Annotated in this window: 18 protein-coding genes; 3 read left to right on the top strand and 15 right to left on the bottom strand. The window is 74.5% G+C overall.

All coding sequences use genetic code 11. From position 1 onward, the window contains the following. Positions 1–172: 172 nt before the first annotated feature. Both FQ330_RS09260 and FQ330_RS09255 read right to left on the bottom strand, forming a co-directional pair. Positions 173–454, bottom strand: a complete 282-nt coding sequence (locus FQ330_RS09260; RefSeq protein WP_146356947.1) for a DUF3253 domain-containing protein — start codon at positions 452–454, stop codon at positions 173–175. After that, positions 451–1,290 carry a siderophore-interacting protein gene (locus FQ330_RS09255; protein ID WP_146356945.1) on the bottom strand — a complete coding sequence of 280 codons (840 nt, stop codon included), beginning with the start codon at positions 1,288–1,290 and terminating at the stop codon, positions 451–453. Before FQ330_RS09255 ends, FQ330_RS09260 begins: the two co-directional genes overlap by 4 nt. Before the next feature lie 82 nt (positions 1,291–1,372). Between FQ330_RS09255 and FQ330_RS09250 the strand changes: the two genes are divergently transcribed. Next, entirely contained in the window at positions 1,373–1,717 is a 345-nt protein-coding gene (locus tag FQ330_RS09250) for a metallopeptidase family protein (protein ID WP_146356943.1), read from the top strand. 18 nt (positions 1,718–1,735) lie between these two features. On the opposite strand, the gene FQ330_RS09245 is transcribed toward FQ330_RS09250, so the two are convergent. Genes FQ330_RS09245 through FQ330_RS09225 form a run of 5 tightly spaced genes read right to left on the bottom strand, consistent with a single transcriptional unit; the run spans position 1,736 to position 6,181 of the window. Then, positions 1,736–2,800, bottom strand: a complete 1,065-nt coding sequence (locus FQ330_RS09245; RefSeq protein WP_146356941.1) for an NAD(P)-dependent alcohol dehydrogenase — start codon at positions 2,798–2,800, stop codon at positions 1,736–1,738. 48 nt (positions 2,801–2,848) lie between these two features. Further along, positions 2,849–3,358, bottom strand: a complete 510-nt coding sequence (locus tag FQ330_RS09240; RefSeq protein WP_146356939.1) for a nucleoside/nucleotide kinase family protein — start codon at positions 3,356–3,358, stop codon at positions 2,849–2,851. Beyond that, complete coding sequence (locus FQ330_RS09235; RefSeq protein WP_146356937.1) at positions 3,355–4,116, bottom strand: energy-coupling factor transporter transmembrane component T family protein; 762 nt, start codon at positions 4,114–4,116, stop codon at positions 3,355–3,357. The genes FQ330_RS09240 and FQ330_RS09235 overlap by 4 nt, the downstream gene beginning before the upstream one ends. Next, a complete protein-coding gene (locus FQ330_RS09230; RefSeq protein ID WP_225792785.1) occupies positions 4,113–5,558 on the bottom strand; it encodes an ABC transporter ATP-binding protein in 1,446 nt (481 codons plus the stop codon). The genes FQ330_RS09235 and FQ330_RS09230 overlap by 4 nt, the downstream gene beginning before the upstream one ends. After that, positions 5,555–6,181 (bottom strand): ECF transporter S component, encoded by a 627-nt coding sequence (locus tag FQ330_RS09225; protein ID WP_146356935.1) that lies wholly within the window; start codon positions 6,179–6,181, stop codon positions 5,555–5,557. Before FQ330_RS09225 ends, FQ330_RS09230 begins: the two co-directional genes overlap by 4 nt. A gap of 179 nt (positions 6,182–6,360) precedes the next feature. Between FQ330_RS09225 and FQ330_RS09220 the strand changes: the two genes are divergently transcribed. Beyond that, complete coding sequence (locus FQ330_RS09220) at positions 6,361–7,122, top strand: SGNH/GDSL hydrolase family protein (RefSeq protein WP_146356933.1); 762 nt, start codon at positions 6,361–6,363, stop codon at positions 7,120–7,122. A gap of 72 nt (positions 7,123–7,194) precedes the next feature. Here the strand turns inward: FQ330_RS09220 and FQ330_RS13325 are convergent, their stop codons facing one another. The 3 genes from FQ330_RS13325 to FQ330_RS09205 form a co-directional block, all read right to left on the bottom strand. Continuing rightward, positions 7,195–8,484 carry a copper amine oxidase gene (locus FQ330_RS13325; protein ID WP_192575894.1) on the bottom strand — a complete coding sequence of 430 codons (1,290 nt, stop codon included), beginning with the start codon at positions 8,482–8,484 and terminating at the stop codon, positions 7,195–7,197. 94 nt (positions 8,485–8,578) lie between these two features. Beyond that, complete coding sequence (locus FQ330_RS09210) at positions 8,579–9,430, bottom strand: DUF3097 domain-containing protein (RefSeq protein ID WP_404799853.1); 852 nt, start codon at positions 9,428–9,430, stop codon at positions 8,579–8,581. A 9-nt stretch (positions 9,431–9,439) separates the two neighbouring features. Next, positions 9,440–10,474: an LLM class F420-dependent oxidoreductase gene (locus FQ330_RS09205; RefSeq protein WP_146356931.1), complete on the bottom strand. Its 1,035-nt coding sequence runs from the start codon at positions 10,472–10,474 to the stop codon at positions 9,440–9,442. Positions 10,475–10,560: 86 nt separating this feature from the next. On the opposite strand from FQ330_RS09205, the gene FQ330_RS09200 reads away from it, so the two are divergent. Next, positions 10,561–11,487, top strand: coding sequence for an LLM class F420-dependent oxidoreductase (locus FQ330_RS09200; RefSeq protein WP_146356929.1), 927 nt, complete (start codon positions 10,561–10,563; stop codon positions 11,485–11,487). A 61-nt stretch (positions 11,488–11,548) separates the two neighbouring features. Here FQ330_RS09200 and FQ330_RS09195 read toward each other — a convergent pair whose 3' ends face one another. The 5 genes from FQ330_RS09195 to FQ330_RS09175 all read right to left on the bottom strand — a co-directional run bounded on the left by FQ330_RS09195 (position 11,549) and on the right by FQ330_RS09175 (position 16,327). Beyond that, positions 11,549–11,821 (bottom strand): GlsB/YeaQ/YmgE family stress response membrane protein, encoded by a 273-nt coding sequence (locus tag FQ330_RS09195; RefSeq protein WP_146356927.1) that lies wholly within the window; start codon positions 11,819–11,821, stop codon positions 11,549–11,551. Between the two features lie 119 nt (positions 11,822–11,940). Continuing rightward, positions 11,941–13,452 (bottom strand): Asp-tRNA(Asn)/Glu-tRNA(Gln) amidotransferase subunit GatB, encoded by a 1,512-nt coding sequence (gene gatB / locus FQ330_RS09190; RefSeq protein WP_146356925.1) that lies wholly within the window; start codon positions 13,450–13,452, stop codon positions 11,941–11,943. Continuing rightward, positions 13,449–15,002, bottom strand: a complete 1,554-nt coding sequence (gatA, locus tag FQ330_RS09185) for an Asp-tRNA(Asn)/Glu-tRNA(Gln) amidotransferase subunit GatA (protein WP_146356923.1) — start codon at positions 15,000–15,002, stop codon at positions 13,449–13,451. The genes gatB and gatA overlap by 4 nt, the downstream gene beginning before the upstream one ends. Beyond that, positions 14,999–15,298 carry an Asp-tRNA(Asn)/Glu-tRNA(Gln) amidotransferase subunit GatC gene (gene gatC, locus FQ330_RS09180; RefSeq protein ID WP_146356921.1) on the bottom strand — a complete coding sequence of 100 codons (300 nt, stop codon included), beginning with the start codon at positions 15,296–15,298 and terminating at the stop codon, positions 14,999–15,001. The genes gatA and gatC overlap by 4 nt, the downstream gene beginning before the upstream one ends. A gap of 54 nt (positions 15,299–15,352) precedes the next feature. Further along, positions 15,353–16,327: a YdcF family protein gene (locus FQ330_RS09175; RefSeq protein WP_146356919.1), complete on the bottom strand. Its 975-nt coding sequence runs from the start codon at positions 16,325–16,327 to the stop codon at positions 15,353–15,355. Between the last annotated feature and the right edge of the window lie 47 nt (positions 16,328–16,374).

The raw sequence follows: 16,374 nt of genomic DNA, 5'->3' as shown, positions 1-16,374 counted from the left end.
AGCCATCGTGCGTTGTGTCTTCCTGTGAGTAGCTTTAGTCGGTTCTCACTGACCATCGCACGATGGCTCACCACGTTCACGACGTGACACTCGAGCTGAGAACTACACCACCCCAGGGGACGTGACCTACCCAGGCACCCAGATGAAGGCCCGGAGGAGATCCTCCGGGCCTTCACTCGTGCTCGGGCGCAGCATCCGGCGTGCGACGGATGCGGATCGGCCCGCGCGCGAGCTCGGGGTCGACCTCGCTCCCCCGCTGCGTGATGACGACCTCGCCGCGCGCGACGAGCCGCGCGGCGGCCGCCCGCGCGTCGTCCATCCGCGGCCGCCACGCCGCCGGGTCGTCGCCCGCGACGCGCCGTGCCGCATCGCTCGGGCAGATGGTGGCGCCGTCGCGGCGCTCGGCGAGCAGCGCGAGGATGGCCGCCTCCATCGCGGCGTCGTCGGCGCTCATGCCTCGCGCGGCAGGATCTCGCCGATCGGCTCGCGCTTCTCGGCCTGGAAGCGGTCCTCGGTGCGGCCGAGCGCCCAGTAGCCCGAGAGCGACACGTGGTCGCGGGGCAGCCCGCGCCGGCCGAGCAGCTCGTCGCGCATCGCCTTCATCGACTCCCGCTCGCCGTGCACGAACGCGTGCACCCGGCCCTCCGGCAGCGCCAGCGCCGCGACGGCGTCGGCGAGCAGCCGTGTCGTCGCGATGCTCGGCTCGCCGCGGTGCAGCCAGCGCACCTCGACGCCCGCCGGGTGCCGCAGCGGGATCTCCTCCGAGGCATCCCGCGCCTCGAGGATCGCGATGCCGCGCGCGTCGGCCGGCAGCGCCTCGAGCGCGCTCGCGATGGCGGGCAGCGCCGACTCGTCGCCCGCGAGCAGGTGCCAGTCGGCCGTCGGGTCGGGGGCGTAGGCGCCGCCGGGGCCGCTGAGCACCACGCGCTCCCCCGGCTGCGCCCGGGCCGCCCACGGGCCGGCGATCCCCGCGTCGCCGTGCACGACGACATCGATCGCGAGCGCGTCGTCGGCGACCGCGCGCACCGTGTAGGTGCGCGTGACCGGCAGGTCCTCGGGGGCGAGCGACTCGCGCAGCGCCGCGAGGTCGTAGGGCGGCTCGAGGCCGAGCTCGGGCTTCGCGAACGAGAGCTTCACGTAGGCGTCGGTGAACGCGTTGGGCGCGAACGTCGCGAACCCGCCCCCGCCGATCCACACGCGCACGAGGCTCGGACCGATGCGCTCGGTGCGGATGACCTCCATGACGTGCTGCGGGCGCTTCGGGCGGGGCGGGCGGCCGGGGATGCTCATGGTGCTCCCGACGCTAGCAGCGGGCTCGCGCCCGGCGGCCGTCGATAGGCTCGAGCGCATCGCGCACAGCCGAGGGGGACGCATGCTCGAGATGGGCCACGAGGCGTTCGAGGAGCTCGTGACGGAGGTGCTCGACGCGCTGCCGGACGAGATGGTCGAGGATCTCGACAACGTCGTGTTCCTGGTCGAGGACGAGCACCCCGAGGAGGACCTGCTCGGCATCTACGAGGGCGTCGCGATCACCGACCGCGGGCAGTACGGCTTCGGCGAGCTGCCCGACCGGATCATGGTCTACCGGCTGCCGCACCTCGACGCGAGCGAGTCGCTCGAGGAGCTGCGCGCCGAGGTGCGCACGACGCTCGTGCACGAGATCGCGCACTTCTACGGGATCGACGACGAGCAGCTCCACGAGCTGGGGTGGGCGTAGCCGCCCACCCCTCGCTCGCTACGCGGCAGGCGTCGCGTCGGCGAGCGCCGTAGTGTCGATGACGAAGCGGAAGCGCACGTCGCCGTCGACCACCCGGTCGTACGCGGCTTCCACGTCGTCGATGCCGATCCGCTCGATGACGGCGCCGATGCCGTGCTCGGCGCAGAAGTCGAGCATCTCCTGCGTCTGCCGGATGCCGCCGATGTTGGAGCCCGCGAGCACCTTGCCGCCCATGATGAGCGAGCCGAGGTGCAGCGGCTGCGGCGCCGGCGGCAGGCCGACGTTCACCATCGCGCCGTGCGGCTTGAGGATCGACAGGTAGGTGCCGAGGTCGAGGTCGGCGCTCACGGTGTTGAGGATGACGTCGAACTCGCCCTTGTGCGCCTCGGCCCAGCCGTCCTCGCCGGTCGCGATCGTGCTGGCGGCACCCAGCTCCTTCGCAAGCTCCGCCTTCGCGCGGCTGCGCGAGAGCACCGTGACCTCCGCGCCCTTCGCGGCCGAGAGCTGCACGCCCATGTGGCCGAGCCCGCCGAGGCCGACGACGGCCACCTTCTTGCCGGGGCCCACGCCCCAGCGGTCGATCGGCGAGTAGAGCGTGATGCCGGCGCACAGCAGCGGCGCCGCGACGTCGAGCTCCAGCCCATCCGGGATGCGCAGCACGAAGCGCTCGTCGACGACGACGCGCTCGCTGTAGCCGCCCTGCGTGATGGTGCCGTCGCGATCGACGGCGGCATAGGTGCCGACGGCGCCGTTCAGGCAGTCCTGCTCCTCGTCGGCGAGGCACTGCTCGCACTCGCCGCACGAGTCGACGAGGCAGCCGACGCCGACGCGATCGCCGACGGCGTGGCGCGTGACGGCGTCGCCGACGGCCTCGACGATGCCCGCGATCTCGTGGCCGACCGTGAGCGGGAAGGGCGCGGCGCCCCACTCGTCGCGGATGGTGTGGATGTCGCTGTGGCAGATGCCGGCGGCCTGGATGGAGATGACCACGTCGTTCGGGCGCGGGTCGCGGCGCTCGATCGTGGCGACGCGGAACGGCTGGTCGGCTGCGGTCTTCTGCAGCGCCTTCGTCGGGATGGGCATGCGGCCTCCTCGAGGATCGTGCGGCATCGGCGGATGCCGGCGGCAAGCCTACGCGCCGGATGCAGGGAGCCCACCCGGCAGCGGCCCCGCGGTGTCGCGCACCTCGTCGGCGAGCGCGACCGGGCCGTTGGCGGCGATGTGCGCGTCCTCCTGCTCGCGCCACAGCATCCACCACGAGTCGTCGCCGTCGCGCTCGAGCGCCCGCGCCCGCCGGACCGCCTCGGGCGCCTCGAGCCAGATCGCGAGGTCGGCGTGCTCGCGGCTCTCGAGCGTGAGCGAGCCGCAGCCCTCGACGACGAGCGCCTCGCCCGGCTCGGCGCTGTCCTCCGCGCCCCAGTCGCCCACCGCCCAGTCCCAGCGGCGCCAGACGGCGCGCCGCCCCTCGGCGAGCGGCGCGAGGATGCCGCGCTCGAGCAGCCGCGAGCCGGTCGCGAGGCCGTGCCAGCCGGCGTAGAGGTCGTCCATGTGGATGATGCGCGCACCGGAGCCGGCGGCGATGCGCTCGGCGAGGGCCGTCTTGCCCGAGCCGGAGCGCCCGTCGACGATCGTGATGGTCACTGCGCCCCCTCCCACACCGGTGCGAACGATCCTGCCGCGAGCGACGCCCCGATCGCGGTCGCCGCGACGGCGATCGCCAGGATCAGCAGCAGCGCGTCGGCGCGGCCGACGGTCGAGGGCCGCGCCCAGGTGCGCTCGGCACCGCCGAAGCCGCGTGCCTCCATCGCGGTCGCGAGCGTGCCGCCGCGGCGCAGCGCCACCACGAGCAGCGCGAAGGCAGCCTGCAGCGCGCGCCGCACCGCACCCGTGTCGCCGAGGCCCCGCGCCCGGCGGGCGAGAGCGATCTGCCGCCAGTCCTCGGCCAGCACGCCGAACAGCCTCGTGCCGGCGAGCGCCGCGAGCACGAACCGGTGCGGCAGGCGCGCGACCTGCGCGAGCCCGTCGGCGAGCCGGGTCGGGTCGAGGCCCACGAGCGCGACGAGCGTCGGCACGCCGAGCGCGAGCACGCGCAGCCCGATCGCGAGCGCGAGCTCGATCGAGCGGTCGCTGATGGTGGCGAGCCACACCTGGGCGTGGATGCGCCCGGCCGGCTCGGCGTAGAGCAGCATGCTCACCGCCGACAGCGGCGCGGCGATGAGCAGCGGCCACGCGCGGCGCAGCACCGTGCGGGGCCCGATGCCGGCGGCCGCGAAGACCACGAGCCACGCGGCGAGCGCGACCGCGGCGCTCACGACGTCGATCGTGAGCAGCATCGGGATCGAGTAGAGCACCGCCGCGAGCAGCGGCGTGACCGGGTTGACCCGAGCGAGCGCGCTCACCGCTCGCCGCCCAGCCGCAGCACGCGGTCGCCGAGCACCCGCTCGACGTCGGCGTCGTGCGTCACGGCGACGACGGCGCAGCCGCGGTCGTCGACGAGCGAGGCGATGAGGCGCACGAGCTCGCTCCACGTGCGGCGGTCCTGGCCGAACGTGGGCTCGTCGAGCACCATCACGCGCGGCGCGGGCGCGAGCACCGTCGCCACCGAGAGCCGGCGCTGCTCGCCGCCGGAGAGCGTGAAGGGGTTGGCGTCGGCGAGCGCGTCGAGCCGCAGCGCGGCGAGCAGCCCGCCGACGCGCGCGTCGACCTCGGGCTGCGGGAGTCGCAGCGCACGCAGCCCCGCCGCGACCTCGTCGCGCACGCGCGCGGCGACGAACTGGTGCTCCGGCTGCTGGAAGACCGTGCCGATGCGGCTCGCGAGCTGCTTCGGCCGCCAGCGGATGGGCGCCTCGGCCGCGAGCTCGCCCCGCAGCGGCGCAGTGGCCCGCACGGCGCCCGCGACCGGTGGCAGCAGGCCGGCGAGCGTCAGCGCGAGGGTCGACTTGCCGGCGCCGTTGCGCCCGGTGACGATGAGCGCCTCCCCCGCGCGCACCTGCACGTCGAGCGGCTCGTGCACGGCGGCGCCGTCGCGGCCGGAGCGCAGCGCCTCCCCCACGAGGAGCGCCTCGCCCGGATGCCGCCCGCCGCGGGCGACCTCGACCGGGAGCCCCGGCACCCAGACGCCGTCGTGGGCGAGCTGCGCGCGGTGGGCGTCGAGGACGGCTGCCGGCGAGCCGTCGGCCACCGCTCCGCCGCCTGCCGCGAGCACGACGACGCGGTCGACGACCGGCAGCCAGGTCTCGACGCGGTGCTCGACGACCACGAGCGTCGCCCCGGTCTCGGCGGCGACGCGAGCCACGGCATCCCGCACCTCCACGACCCCCTCGGGGTCGAGGTTGGCGGTCGGCTCGTCGAGCAGGATGAGCCCCGGCCGCATCGCGAGCACGCCCGCGAGCGCGAGGCGCTGCCGCTGGCCGCCCGAGAGCGCCGCCGTCGACCGGTCGAGCGCCACGTCGAGCCCGACCGCGGCGAGCGCCTCGCGCACGCGCCGCCAGATCTCGTCGCGCGGCACGGCGAGGTTCTCGCAGCCGAACGCCACGTCGTCGCCGACGCGGGACATGATCGTGTTGGCCTGCGGATCCTGCAGCACGAGGCCGGCGGTACCGCGCAGCCCGGCCGGGTGCGCGCCGTCGACGGCGAGCTCACCGGTCTCGTCGCCCTCGTCCTCGCCGCCGAGCACACCCGCGAGCGCCGCGAGCAGCGTCGACTTGCCGGCGCCCGAGGGGCCGAGCAGCAGCACGCGCTCGCCGGGCTCGACATCGAGGTCGAGCCCGGCGACGGCGGGCACCGCGCGGCCTGCGTGCCGCCAGCCCCACCCGCGCGCGCGGATGCGGGAGCCGGTCACCGGGCGCGCGACCGCCCCGACGCGAAGCGGTCGAGCACGCCGGTCGCGGCGAGCGCCCGCGTCAGCAGCCAGCCGACGAGGCCGGCGAGCAGCGCGCCGGAGACGACGAGGCTGCCGAGGTAGATGCCGAGGAACTCGGGGCTCTTGGCGAGGTTGCCGCTCAGGAACAGCTCGAGCACGAACGCGGCGGCGGCCGCGCCGACGCCCGCGAGCATCGCGACCGGCAGCCCGAAGCGGCGGTAGGCGAAGAGCAGGAAGACGAGCTCGGCGCCGAGGCCCTGCGCGATGCCGGAGTAGACCGTCTCGATCGACCACTGGCTGCCCAGCAGCATCGAGACGCTCGCGGCGAGCAGCTCGACGAACAGCGCGGCGCCGGGCTTCCGGATGATGAGGCCGCCGAGCACGCCGCCGATGAGCCAGATGCCGACGGCGAGCCCGCCGAAGCCCGGCGTGAGCGCGTCCATGGCGGTGAACCAGGCGTAGCCGACGCTGTTCCAGAGCACGAACAGGAGGCCGGTGGCGACGCCGAGCACGGCGGCGACGACGATGTCGACGACCCGCCAGCGGGTGCGGGGGCGCGCGGGCGCCGTCGACGGGGCGGATGCGGTGGGTGCGGTGGTCATTGGGTGCCTTCCTCGGATGAGATGGCACGGGTGCAGTGTCCTCCCTGCGCTGGCATGATCCAGATCAGGTTTGACGGTCGAAGGCTTCGGCCTTCCTCTCAGCCCGGCGCACCGGACTCCCGTGTCGACAGCCACTCTAGCCCTGCCCCGGCGGCGGGCGGGGCACCTAGGCTGGGAGGGTGCAGCGCATCGGATCGTTCGTGGCCATCGGCGACAGCTTCACCGAGGGGGTGGGCGACGAGCTCCCCGACGGCTCGGTGCGCGGATGGGCCGACTTCGTCGCCGCCGGCCTCGCCTCGGCGCAGGGAGCACCCGTGCGCTACGCGAACCTCGCCATCCGCGGCCGCAAGCTCGGGCCCATCCTGCACGAGCAGCTCGACGCGGCCATCGCGCTCGGGCCCGATGCGATCAGCATCAACGGCGGCGGCAACGACATCCTGCGGCCCAAGGTCTCGATCGAGCACGTCGGCGAGCGCCTCGCCGACGCCGCCCACCGCATCGCCGCCGCGGGCATCCGCCCCATCCTGCTCTCGGGCGGCAACCCGAGCGGGGTGATGCCGATCGGCGCCGTCATGCAGCGGCGCGGCGACGCGCTCGCGCGCGCGGTGGAGTCGCGGATCGGCGACCTCGACGCGCCCTACGTCGACAACTGGTCCGACCCCGAGCTCGCCGCGCCGCGCTTCTGGTCGCGCGACCGCCTGCACCTCAACGCCGCAGGCCACGCCCACGTCGCGCGCAACGTGCTGCGGGCGCTCGGCATGCCGGCGCCGGAAGCCTGGCGCGACCTCGCGGGCGCGTCGACCGCCGAGGGCCCCCGCGATCTCATGTACTACCGCGAGTACGTGCTGCCGTGGCTCGGGCGGCGCTTCACCGGCCGCTCCTCCGGCGACGGCCGCGACCCGAAGCTGCCCGCCTTCGTCGAGGTGCCGCCCATCGTCTGAGCGCCCTCGGCGCACGAGCGAGGGCCGCGGCTCCCGCCGCGGCCCTCGCCGTCATGGATGGTGCGTCCGGCGTCAGCCGGCGTCGACCAGCTGCTCCTTGAGCGAGTCGATCGCGCCCGCGAGCGTCTCGACGTGCATGCCGAGGCCCTCCGCGATCGCGTCGGCCGGCAGCTCGCCCGCCGAGATCTCCTCGAAGAAGGCGCCGGCGGTCGGCCGGTAGTCGTCGAGGTCGGCGAGCGCCTGCTCGGCACCGGCGGCGTCGTCGCCCGCGATCGCGACCGCGTAGTCGACGAAGAAGCCGATGTGCTCGCGCCACAGCTCGAGGAACGCCGTGCCGTTCTCCTCACCGGCGAGCGAGCCGATGGCCTCGCTCAGCGCGACCGAGTTGGCGTCGAGCGTCGCGGCTGCGCCCTCGAACGCGGGCGACTCGGGGCCGCCCTCGGCCGTGTAGGCGGTGAAGACCGCGATGCCGGCGAGGTAGACGTGCTCCTGCAGGCCCGCGACCAGCTGCGAGCGCAGCGTCGAGGCCTCGTCGGAGACGTCGCCCTCGAGGCCAGCTGCGGCGGCGAGGCCGCCGGAGAGCGTCTCGGCCGACATGACCACGTGGCCCGCGGCCTCCTGCAGCACGTCGGTCGCGTTCGGCTCGCCCGCCGCGAAGGCGTCGATGGCGGCGCTGAGCGTGTCGACGTGCATCGTCAGGCTCTCGGCGACCGCGTCCGCAGGCAGCTCGCCGCCGGAGATCGACTCGAAGAACGCGCCGGCCTCCTCGGTGTAGCCCTGCAGCTGCATGAGCGCCTCGTCGGCCGCTGCCTGGTCGCCGCCCTTGACGGCCACCGCGTAGTCGACGAAGAAGCCGATGTGCTGGCGCCACAGCTCGAGGAACGCCGCGCCCTGCTCCTCGTCGGAGAGCGACGCGACCGCCTCTGAGAGGTCGACCGAGTTGGTGTCGAGCGCTGCCGCAGCAGCCTCGAACTGGGCCGAGTCGGCGCCCGCGTGGTAGGCGGTCGCGACCGCCATGCCGGCGAGGTAGACGTGCTCCTGGAGGAGCGACGTCAGGTCGGCGCGCAGGTTGGCCGCGTCGGACTCCGCCTCACCGGGGATGTCGAGCGCGCCGACGAAGCCGCCGGCGAGCGTCGTGGCCGTCATGGGCATGTGGCCGGCGGCGGTGCGCGCGTCGGCGAACGGGTCGCCGGTGCCGGCAGGGCTGAGCATCGAGCCCGACTCGGTCTCCATCGGCGATGCCGAGGTCTCGGGGGCCGTGCTCGTGCCCGGGTCGGCGGGCGACGAGCACGCGCTCGCCCCCAGGATCACGGCGGCGGCGCTGAAACCGACCGCCGTCCGGAGGAAGATGGACTTCCGCATGGTGCGACTCCTCTGTGCTGGGGATGCCCTGCATCCCTCGTCGTGTTGCGTGCATCAGGGGTTCGCCGCCCTCGGGCGAGCGGATTGGACGGGTTCAGCCGGCGGGCGCCGTCACGAAGTCGATGAGCTCCTCGACGCGGGCGAGGAGGGCCGGCTCGAGGTCGTTCCAGTCGCGCACCCGGCCGCGGATCCGCTGCCACGCGTGCGCGACATCCGCCTGGCTCTCGTGCGGCATGCCGAGGCGGCGCAGCGTGCCGCGCTTCCAGTCCTCGCCGCGCGGCACATCCGGCCACCGCTCGATGCCGAGGCGCGCCGGCTTCACCGCCTGCCAGATGTCGATGTACGGATGACCGACGACGCGCACGTGCGCACCGTGCGGTCCGCGCATGACGGCCTCGGCGATCCGCGTCTCCTTCGAGCCGGGCACGAGGTGGTCGACGAGGATCCCCAGCCGGCGCGAGCGCGTCGGGGCGAACTCGGCGACGATGCCCGCGAGGTCGTCGACGCCGTGCAGCGGCTCGACGACGACGCCCTCCACGCGCAGGTCGTGGCCCCAGACCTGCTCGACGAGCTCGGCGTCGTGCGTGCCCTCCACGAGGATGCGGCTCGGCAGCGCGACGCGGGCCTTGAGCCCCTCGACCGCGCGCGAGCCGGACGCGGTGCGGGTCGGCGCCGCCGCCCGGGTCGCCGTGGGCGGGACGAGCTCGACCTCCGCGCCGTCGACGAGGAAGCCGCGCCCGAGCGGGAACAGGCGCACCCTGCCCGCGCGGTCCTCGAGGCGCACGTGCCCGGCCTCGATGCCGACGACGGCGCCGACGAACCCGTCGACCCGCTCGATCACGAGGTCGCGCTCGGCGGCGACGCGCGCGGGCGGCGCGGGGCGCCGTGCGGCCTTCGCCTCGGGCGAGAGCACGTCGCCGCCCCACGAGTCCCAGTCCACGAGCACCGGTCGATCCTAGCCGCGCAGCCTCGCCACGGCCTCGAGCGCCGCGAGGTCGCCCTGCACGAGGATCCGGGTCACGACCGACGCCTCCCAGCGCGCGAGCCCGTCGCGCACGCGCTCGATCGGGCCGACGAGCGCGATCTCGTCGACGAGCGCCGTCGGCACCGCCGCGATCGCCTCGGCCTTCCTGCCCTCGAGGTAGAGCTCCTGGATGCGCAGGCACGCCTCCTCGTACCCGAGCCGCGCGACGGCGTCGAAGTGGAAGTTCGCGCCCTTCGCGCCCATCCCGCCGACGTAGAGCGCGATCATCGGCCGGACGCGGTCGGCAGCCGCCTCGACGTCGCGGTCGACGACGATCGGCACCGGCACCGACACCTCGAACGCCTCCGCCGGCGGCAGCGACGGGTCGCGCTTCGCGAAGCCCTCCGCGAGCAGCGCGCGCGCGGCGGGGTCCTGCGAGGGCGAGTGGAGGAACGGCAGCCAGCCGTCGGCGATCTCGGCGGCGAGCGCGGTGTTGCGAGGCCCCTCCGCGGCGAGGTGGATGGGGATGCGCGGCCGCAGCGGGTGCAGGGTCGAGATGAGCGGCTTGCCGAGCCCCGTCGTGCCCTCCCCCGTCAGCGGCAGCGGCAGCTGCGGCCCGGGCGCCGTGACGGGCGCCTCGCGCGCCATGATGCTGCGCAGGATCGCGACGTACTCGCGCGTCCGGGCGAGCGGCTTCGGGAACGGCTGGCCGTACCAGCCCTCGACGACCTGCGGCCCGCTGACGCCGAGCCCGAGGATGACGCGGCCGCCCGAGAGGTGGTCGAGCGTCATCGCGGTCATCGCCGTCGAGGCCGCGGTGCGCGCCGAGAGCTGCGCGATGCCCGTCGCGAGCCGGATCCGCGACGTCGACGCGCCCCACCACGCGAGCGGGGTGAACGCGTCCGAGCCGTACGCCTCCGACGTCCAGATCGAGTCGAAGCCGAGCCGCTCCGCCGCGAGCACCGCCTCGAGCGCTCCCGCGGGCGGGGCCGATCGCCAGTAGCCGAGCATGTAGCCGTAGTCCATGGTGCGATCCTGCCAAGCCCCGCCGCCCGCATCCGCCCGCTTGTCCCGGATGCACCAGGTGCGGGCCGCTTCCGTAGGCTCGGCCCATGGACTTCCGTATCTTCACCGAGCCCCAGCAGGGCGCCTCCTACGACGAGCTGCTCGCGGTCGCGCTGCGCACCGAGCAGCTCGGCTTCGACGGCTTCTTCCGCTCCGACCACTACCTGCGCATGGGCGACGGCGACCCCGGCTACGGGCCGACGGATGCGTGGACGACGCTCGCGGGGCTGGCGCGCGACACCGAGCGGGTGCGGCTCGGCACGCTCGTCTCCTCCGTCACCTACCGCCAGCCGGGCATCCTGGCCGTGCAGGTCGCGAACGTCGACCAGATGTCGGGCGGGCGGGTGGAGCTCGGGCTCGGCACCGGCTGGTTCGCCGAGGAGCACTCGGCGCTCGGCATCCCCTTCCCCGAGCGGCGGTTCGACCTGCTCGAGGAGCAGCTGGCGATCGTGACGGGCCTGTGGCAGACGCCGCGCGGCGCCCGCTTCTCGTTCGACGGCGACCACTACCGCCTCGAGGACTCCCCGGCGCTGCCCAAGCCGGTGCAGGAGCGCATCCCCGTGATCGTGGGCGGGCTGGGCGAGCGGCGCACTCCGCGGCTCGCGGCCGAGTTCGCCGACGAGCACAACCTCTCGTTCCCCGCGTTCGACCGCATCCGCCCCCTCTTCGCCGCCCTCGACCGGGCCATCGAGCGCGCCGAGCGCGAGCGGCCCGTCGTGCGCTCGGTGGCGCTCGTCGCGTGCATCGGCGAGGACGAGGCGTCGTTCGCGCGGCGCGCGGCGGCGATCGGCCGGGAGCCGGCGGAGCTGCGCGAGCACGGCGTGGCGGGCACGCGCAGCGAGGTGGAGGACCTGCTCGGACGCCTCGCCGACGACGGCGTGGAGCGGGTCTACCTGCAGGTGCTCGACCTCGGCGACCTCGACCACCTCGGCGAGCTCGCGTCATTCGCGGCCGTCTCGCCCCTCGCGCGGTAGCGTCCGGGCATGCGGAAGGGGGCCGCCCGCAGGCAGCCCCCTCCGTTGCGATGCGCGAGCGTCAGGCGTTCGTGCGACCGCGGTTCTTCGTCACGAGGCCCCAGATCAGCAGCACGACGATCGAGCCGACGATCGCGACGATCCACGTCTGCAGCGACCAGAAGTCCTCCAGGCCGACGTTGAAGATCATCGATCCGAGCCAGCCGCCGAGCAGTGCTCCGACGACGCCCAGGATGAGGGTCATGATCCAGCCGCCGCCCTGACGGCCGGGGAGGATGAGCTTTGCGATGGCCCCAGCGATGAGGCCGAGGACGATCCAACCGAGAATGCCCATGTGTGTGGTCCCTTCTCCGAGACAGCGGTGCAAGGGTTTCACTCCGCTGGGCCCCCGCAGTTCGGGGAACCAGGAATGAGCGTACCGCGGTTCCTTGGAGATTCCTGGAGAGTTCCTGGTCAGCTGCTAGCGCGCTCCAAGACGATCTCCCGCACCCGGGCCGCGTCGGCCTGCCCGCGCATCGCCTTCATGACCGCGCCGATCACGGCGCCGGCCGCCTGCACCTTGCCGTCGCGGATCTTCTGCAGCACGTCGGGCTGGGCCGCGAGCGCCTCGTCGACCGCCGCCACGAGCGCCGACTCGTCGGTGACGACCTGGAGGCCGCGCGCCGCGGCCACCTCGCTCGGGCTGCCCTCGCCCGCGATGACGCCCTCGAGCGCCTGGCGGGCGAGCCGGTCGGTGAGGGTGCCCTCGTCGATGAGCCGCTGCAGCTCTGCCACGTGGGCCGGCTCGACGAGCGTCGACGCGTCGACGCCGCGCTCGTTGGCGACGCGCGCGAGCTCGCCCGTCCACCACTTGCGCGCCGCCTGGGGGGCGGCGCCTGCGGCGACGGTCGCCTCGACGACGTGCAGCATGTCGCCGTTCACGACGTCCTGGAACTCGAGGTCGCTGAAGCCCCAGTCGCCCTTCAGGCGCCGGCGGCGCGCGACGGGCTGCTCGGGCAGCAGCGCGCGCAGCTCCTCGACGAGCTCGCGGCTCGGCTGCACGGGCAGCAGGTCGGGCTCGGGGAAGTAGCGGTAGTCGTCGGCATCCGACTTCACGCGGCCGGCGCTCGTCGTGCCGGTGTCCTCGTGCCAGTGGCGGGTCTCCTGCGTGATCGTGCCGCCGTCGGCGAGGATCGCCGCCTGCCGCTGGATCTCGTAGCGCACGGCGCGCTCGACGGAGCGCATCGAGTTGACGTTCTTCGTCTCGGTGCGCGTGCCGAGGCGCTCCTGGCCGCGGGGGCGCAGGCTCACGTTGGCGTCGCAGCGCAGGTTGCCGCGCTCCATCCGCGCCTCGGAGATGCCGAGCGAGAGCACGATGTCGCGGATCGCGGCGACGTAGGCCTTGGCGAGCTCGGGCGCGTCGTGCTCGGCGCCGAAGATGGGCTTGGTCACGATCTCGACGAGCGGCACGCCTGCGCGGTTGTAGTCGACGAGCGAGTACTCGGCGCCCTGGATGCGGCCGGTCGAGCCGCCCACGTGCGTGAGCTTGCCGGCGTCCTCCTCCATGTGCGCGCGCTCGATCGGGATCGTCACCTGGCGCCCGTCGGCGAGCTCGATCTCGACCTGCCCCTCGAACGCGATGGGCTCGTCGTACTGCGAGATCTGGTAGTTCTTCGGCACGTCGGGGTAGAAGTAGTTCTTCCGCGCGAACCGGCTCGACTCGGCGATCTCGCAGCCGAGCGCGAGGCCGAGCGCGATCGAGTGCCGCACGGCGAGCGCGTTCACGACCGGGAGGCTGCCGGGCAGGCCCAGGCTCAGCGGGTCGACGAGCGTGTTCGGCTCCACGTCGTGGAAGTCCGGATGCGCGGGGTTCGGCGCCGCCGAGAACATCTTCGTGCGCGTGCCGAGCTCGACGTGCACCTCGAACCCGAGCACGGGCTCGAAGAGCTCGAGCGCCCGGTCGAAGTCCATCAGCTTGTCCTTCATCGCGCCGCCTCCGTGCGGTCGGTCCCTGAGGAGCCGCCGGCGGCGGCGTCTCGAAGGAGGGGAGCCTTGGTGGTGAGGATGCCGCCCCAGCGCTCGGCGAGCAGCGCCTCGATGGCGGCGCCGGCGCGGTAGAGCCGGTCGTCCTCGAACATCGGGGCGAGCAGCTGGAGGCCGACGGGCAGGCCGTCGTCGCCGAGGCCCATCGGGAGCCCCATGCCGGGGATGCCCGCGAGGTTCGCGGGGATCGTCGTGATGTCGTTGACGTACATCGCGAGCGGGTCGTCGAGCTTCTCGCCCAGCTTGAACGCCGTCGTGGGCGCCGCGGGGCTGATGAGCAGGTCGGCCTGCGCGAAGGCCGCGTCGAAGTCGCGCTGGATGAGCGTGCGCACCTTCTGCGCGGAGCCGTAGTAGGCGTCGTAGTAGCCGGCCGAGAGCGCGTAGGTGCCGAGGATGATGCGGCGCTTGACCTCGGGGCCGAACCCGGCCTCGCGGGTCGCGCCCATCACATCCTCGACCGTCTGGCCGGGCCGCTCGACGCGGAGCCCGAAGCGCACCGAGTCGAAGCGGGCGAGGTTGCTCGACGCCTCGGCGGGGAGGATCAGGTAGTACGCGGCGACGGAGTACGCGAACGACGGGCAGGAGACCTCGACGACCTCGGCCCCCGCATCCGTCATGAGCTGCACGGCCTCCTGGAAGCGCGCGTCGACGTCGGCGGCGATGCCGTCGCTGTCGAGCTCGCGCACGACGCCCACGCGCAGGCCGCGCAGGTCGCCCGCGGCGGCGCCCTCGCGGGCGGCGGCCGCGAACGAGGGCCAGTCGCGGTCGAGGCTCGTCGAGTCGTGCGGGTCGTGGCCGCCGATGACGTCGTGCAGGAGCGCCGAGTCGAGCACCGTGCGCGTCACGGGCCCGACCTGGTCGAGGCTCGAGGCGAGGGCGATCGAGCCGTAGCGGCTCACGCCGCCGTAGGTGGGCTTCACGCCCACCGTGCCGGTCACGGCCGCCGGCTGCCGGATCGAGCCGCCGGTGTCGGAGCCGAGCGCGAACGGCGCCTCGAAGGAGGCGACCGCCGCCGCCGAGCCGCCGCCGGAGCCGCCCGGGATGCGCTCGAGGTCCCACGGGTTGCGCGTGGGGCCGTAGGCGGAGTGCTCGGTCGACGAGCCCATGGCGAACTCGTCCATGTTGGTCTTGCCGAGCGGCACGAGGCCCGCAGCCTTGAGGCGCGCGACGGGCGTCGCGTCGTACGGCGGGATCCAGCCCTCGAGGATGCGCGAGCCCGAGGTCGAGGGCATGCCGACCGTGCAGAGCACGTCCTTGATGGCGACGGGCGCGCCCGCGAGCTCGTGCAGCTGCTCGCCGCTCGCGCGGCGCTCGTCGATCGCGCGCGCCTGGTCGATCGCGCCGGCGTTGACGTGCAGGAAGGCGTGCAGCTCGCCGTCGACCGCGGCGATGCGGTCGAGGTGCGCCTGCGTCGCCTCGACGCTCGAGACCTCGCCGGCGGCGAGGAGCCCGGCGAGCTCGTGCCCGGCGAGGCGGGTGAGGTCGGCGCTCACTGCTCCTCCCCCAGGATCGCCGAGACGCGGAACCGCTCGCCGTCGTGGCTCGGGGCGCCGGCGAAGACCTGCTCGCGCGTGAGCGTCTCGCCCACCTCGTCGTCGCGCATGACGTTGGCCATCGGCACGGGGTGGCTCGTGGCGGGCACGTCGGGCCCGGCGACCTCGCGCACCTCGGCGATGGCGTCGACGATCTTCGACAGCTCGGAGGTGAGGCTCGTCACCTCGTCGTCGGTGAGCGCGATGCGGGCCAGTCCAGCCAGGTGCTGGACCTCCTCGCGGGTGATCTCGGACATGCGTCTCCTCGGTCGTCCCCGGCGCGGCCGGGATGCGTGGGGGTCGCCCCAATCCTACGGGCGCGCCACGAGCAGCCAGGCCGCGAGCGCCTCGAGCACGACGGCCGCGGCGATGCACCACCACCGGAGGTCGGATGCGACAGCGAGGGCCTCGCGCACGACCGCGCCCGGCCGGTAGGAGGGCCGGGTCCAGGCTCCGACCACCGTGCCGTCGATGCCCTCGTCGGCGAGCAGCCAGGCGGTGCGGTAGGCGTGGTACTCGCTCGTGACCACCGCGAGCGGCGCGCGCCCCGGCCCCGTGACGAGCGGGCGCGACAGCCGCAGGTTCTCGCGCGTCGTGGCCGAGGCCTGCTCGAGGTCGATCGCGTCGGCGGGCACGCCCAGGTGCCGCTCGAGGTGCTCGGCCATCGCCGAGGCCTCCGTGCGCACCTCGTCGGGGCCCTGCCCGCCGGCGACGACGATGCGCGCGTCGGGGCGACGGGTGCGGGCCGAGCGCCACACCGCCGCGCCGCGCTCCACGCGGCGGCGCAGCAGCGGCCCGACCTCGCGGCCGCGGAGGCCCGCGCCGAGGATGAGCACGGCGCCGGGGGCAGGGGCGGCGCGGCTCGCTCGAGCGTGGATGAGCATGGCCATCGCGAGCACTGCGGCCGCGAGGCCCGCCGCCCACAGCGGCATCGCGAGCAGCAGCGCCGCCCGCCCGAGCGCCGGCGCGACGGCGACGAGCGCCACGATCGTCACGGCCAGCAGCAGCATCCCGGCGCCGAGCCCGGCGATGAGCACGTCGATGCGCCGCACGCGCACGAGCCTCGGCAGCATGAGCGCGTGCCAGAGGGACGCGCCGCCGAGCCCCAGCGTCGCCACGAGCGCCGCGGCGGCGAGCAGCGCCCAGCCGCCGTCGGCCGCCGGCACGTCGAGCCAGGCGGCGACGGGGCGGCGCAGCACGCGCGTCAGCAGCAGCGTGCCCGCGGTGACGATCATCGCGGCCCAGAGCGCGGGCCGGACCAGCCGCATCCGTCGTCCGCCCCTCACGGTCAGCACCCTAGCCCGCCCGGCGCGGCCGCTTGCGCGTCGATCGA

The organism is Agrococcus sediminis (assembly GCF_007923295.1).
Lineage (GTDB): Bacteria > Actinomycetota > Actinomycetes > Actinomycetales > Microbacteriaceae > Agrococcus > Agrococcus sediminis.
The sequence above is the reverse complement of the archived record's forward strand: the minus strand, read 5'-3'. Positions and strand labels throughout refer to the sequence as shown.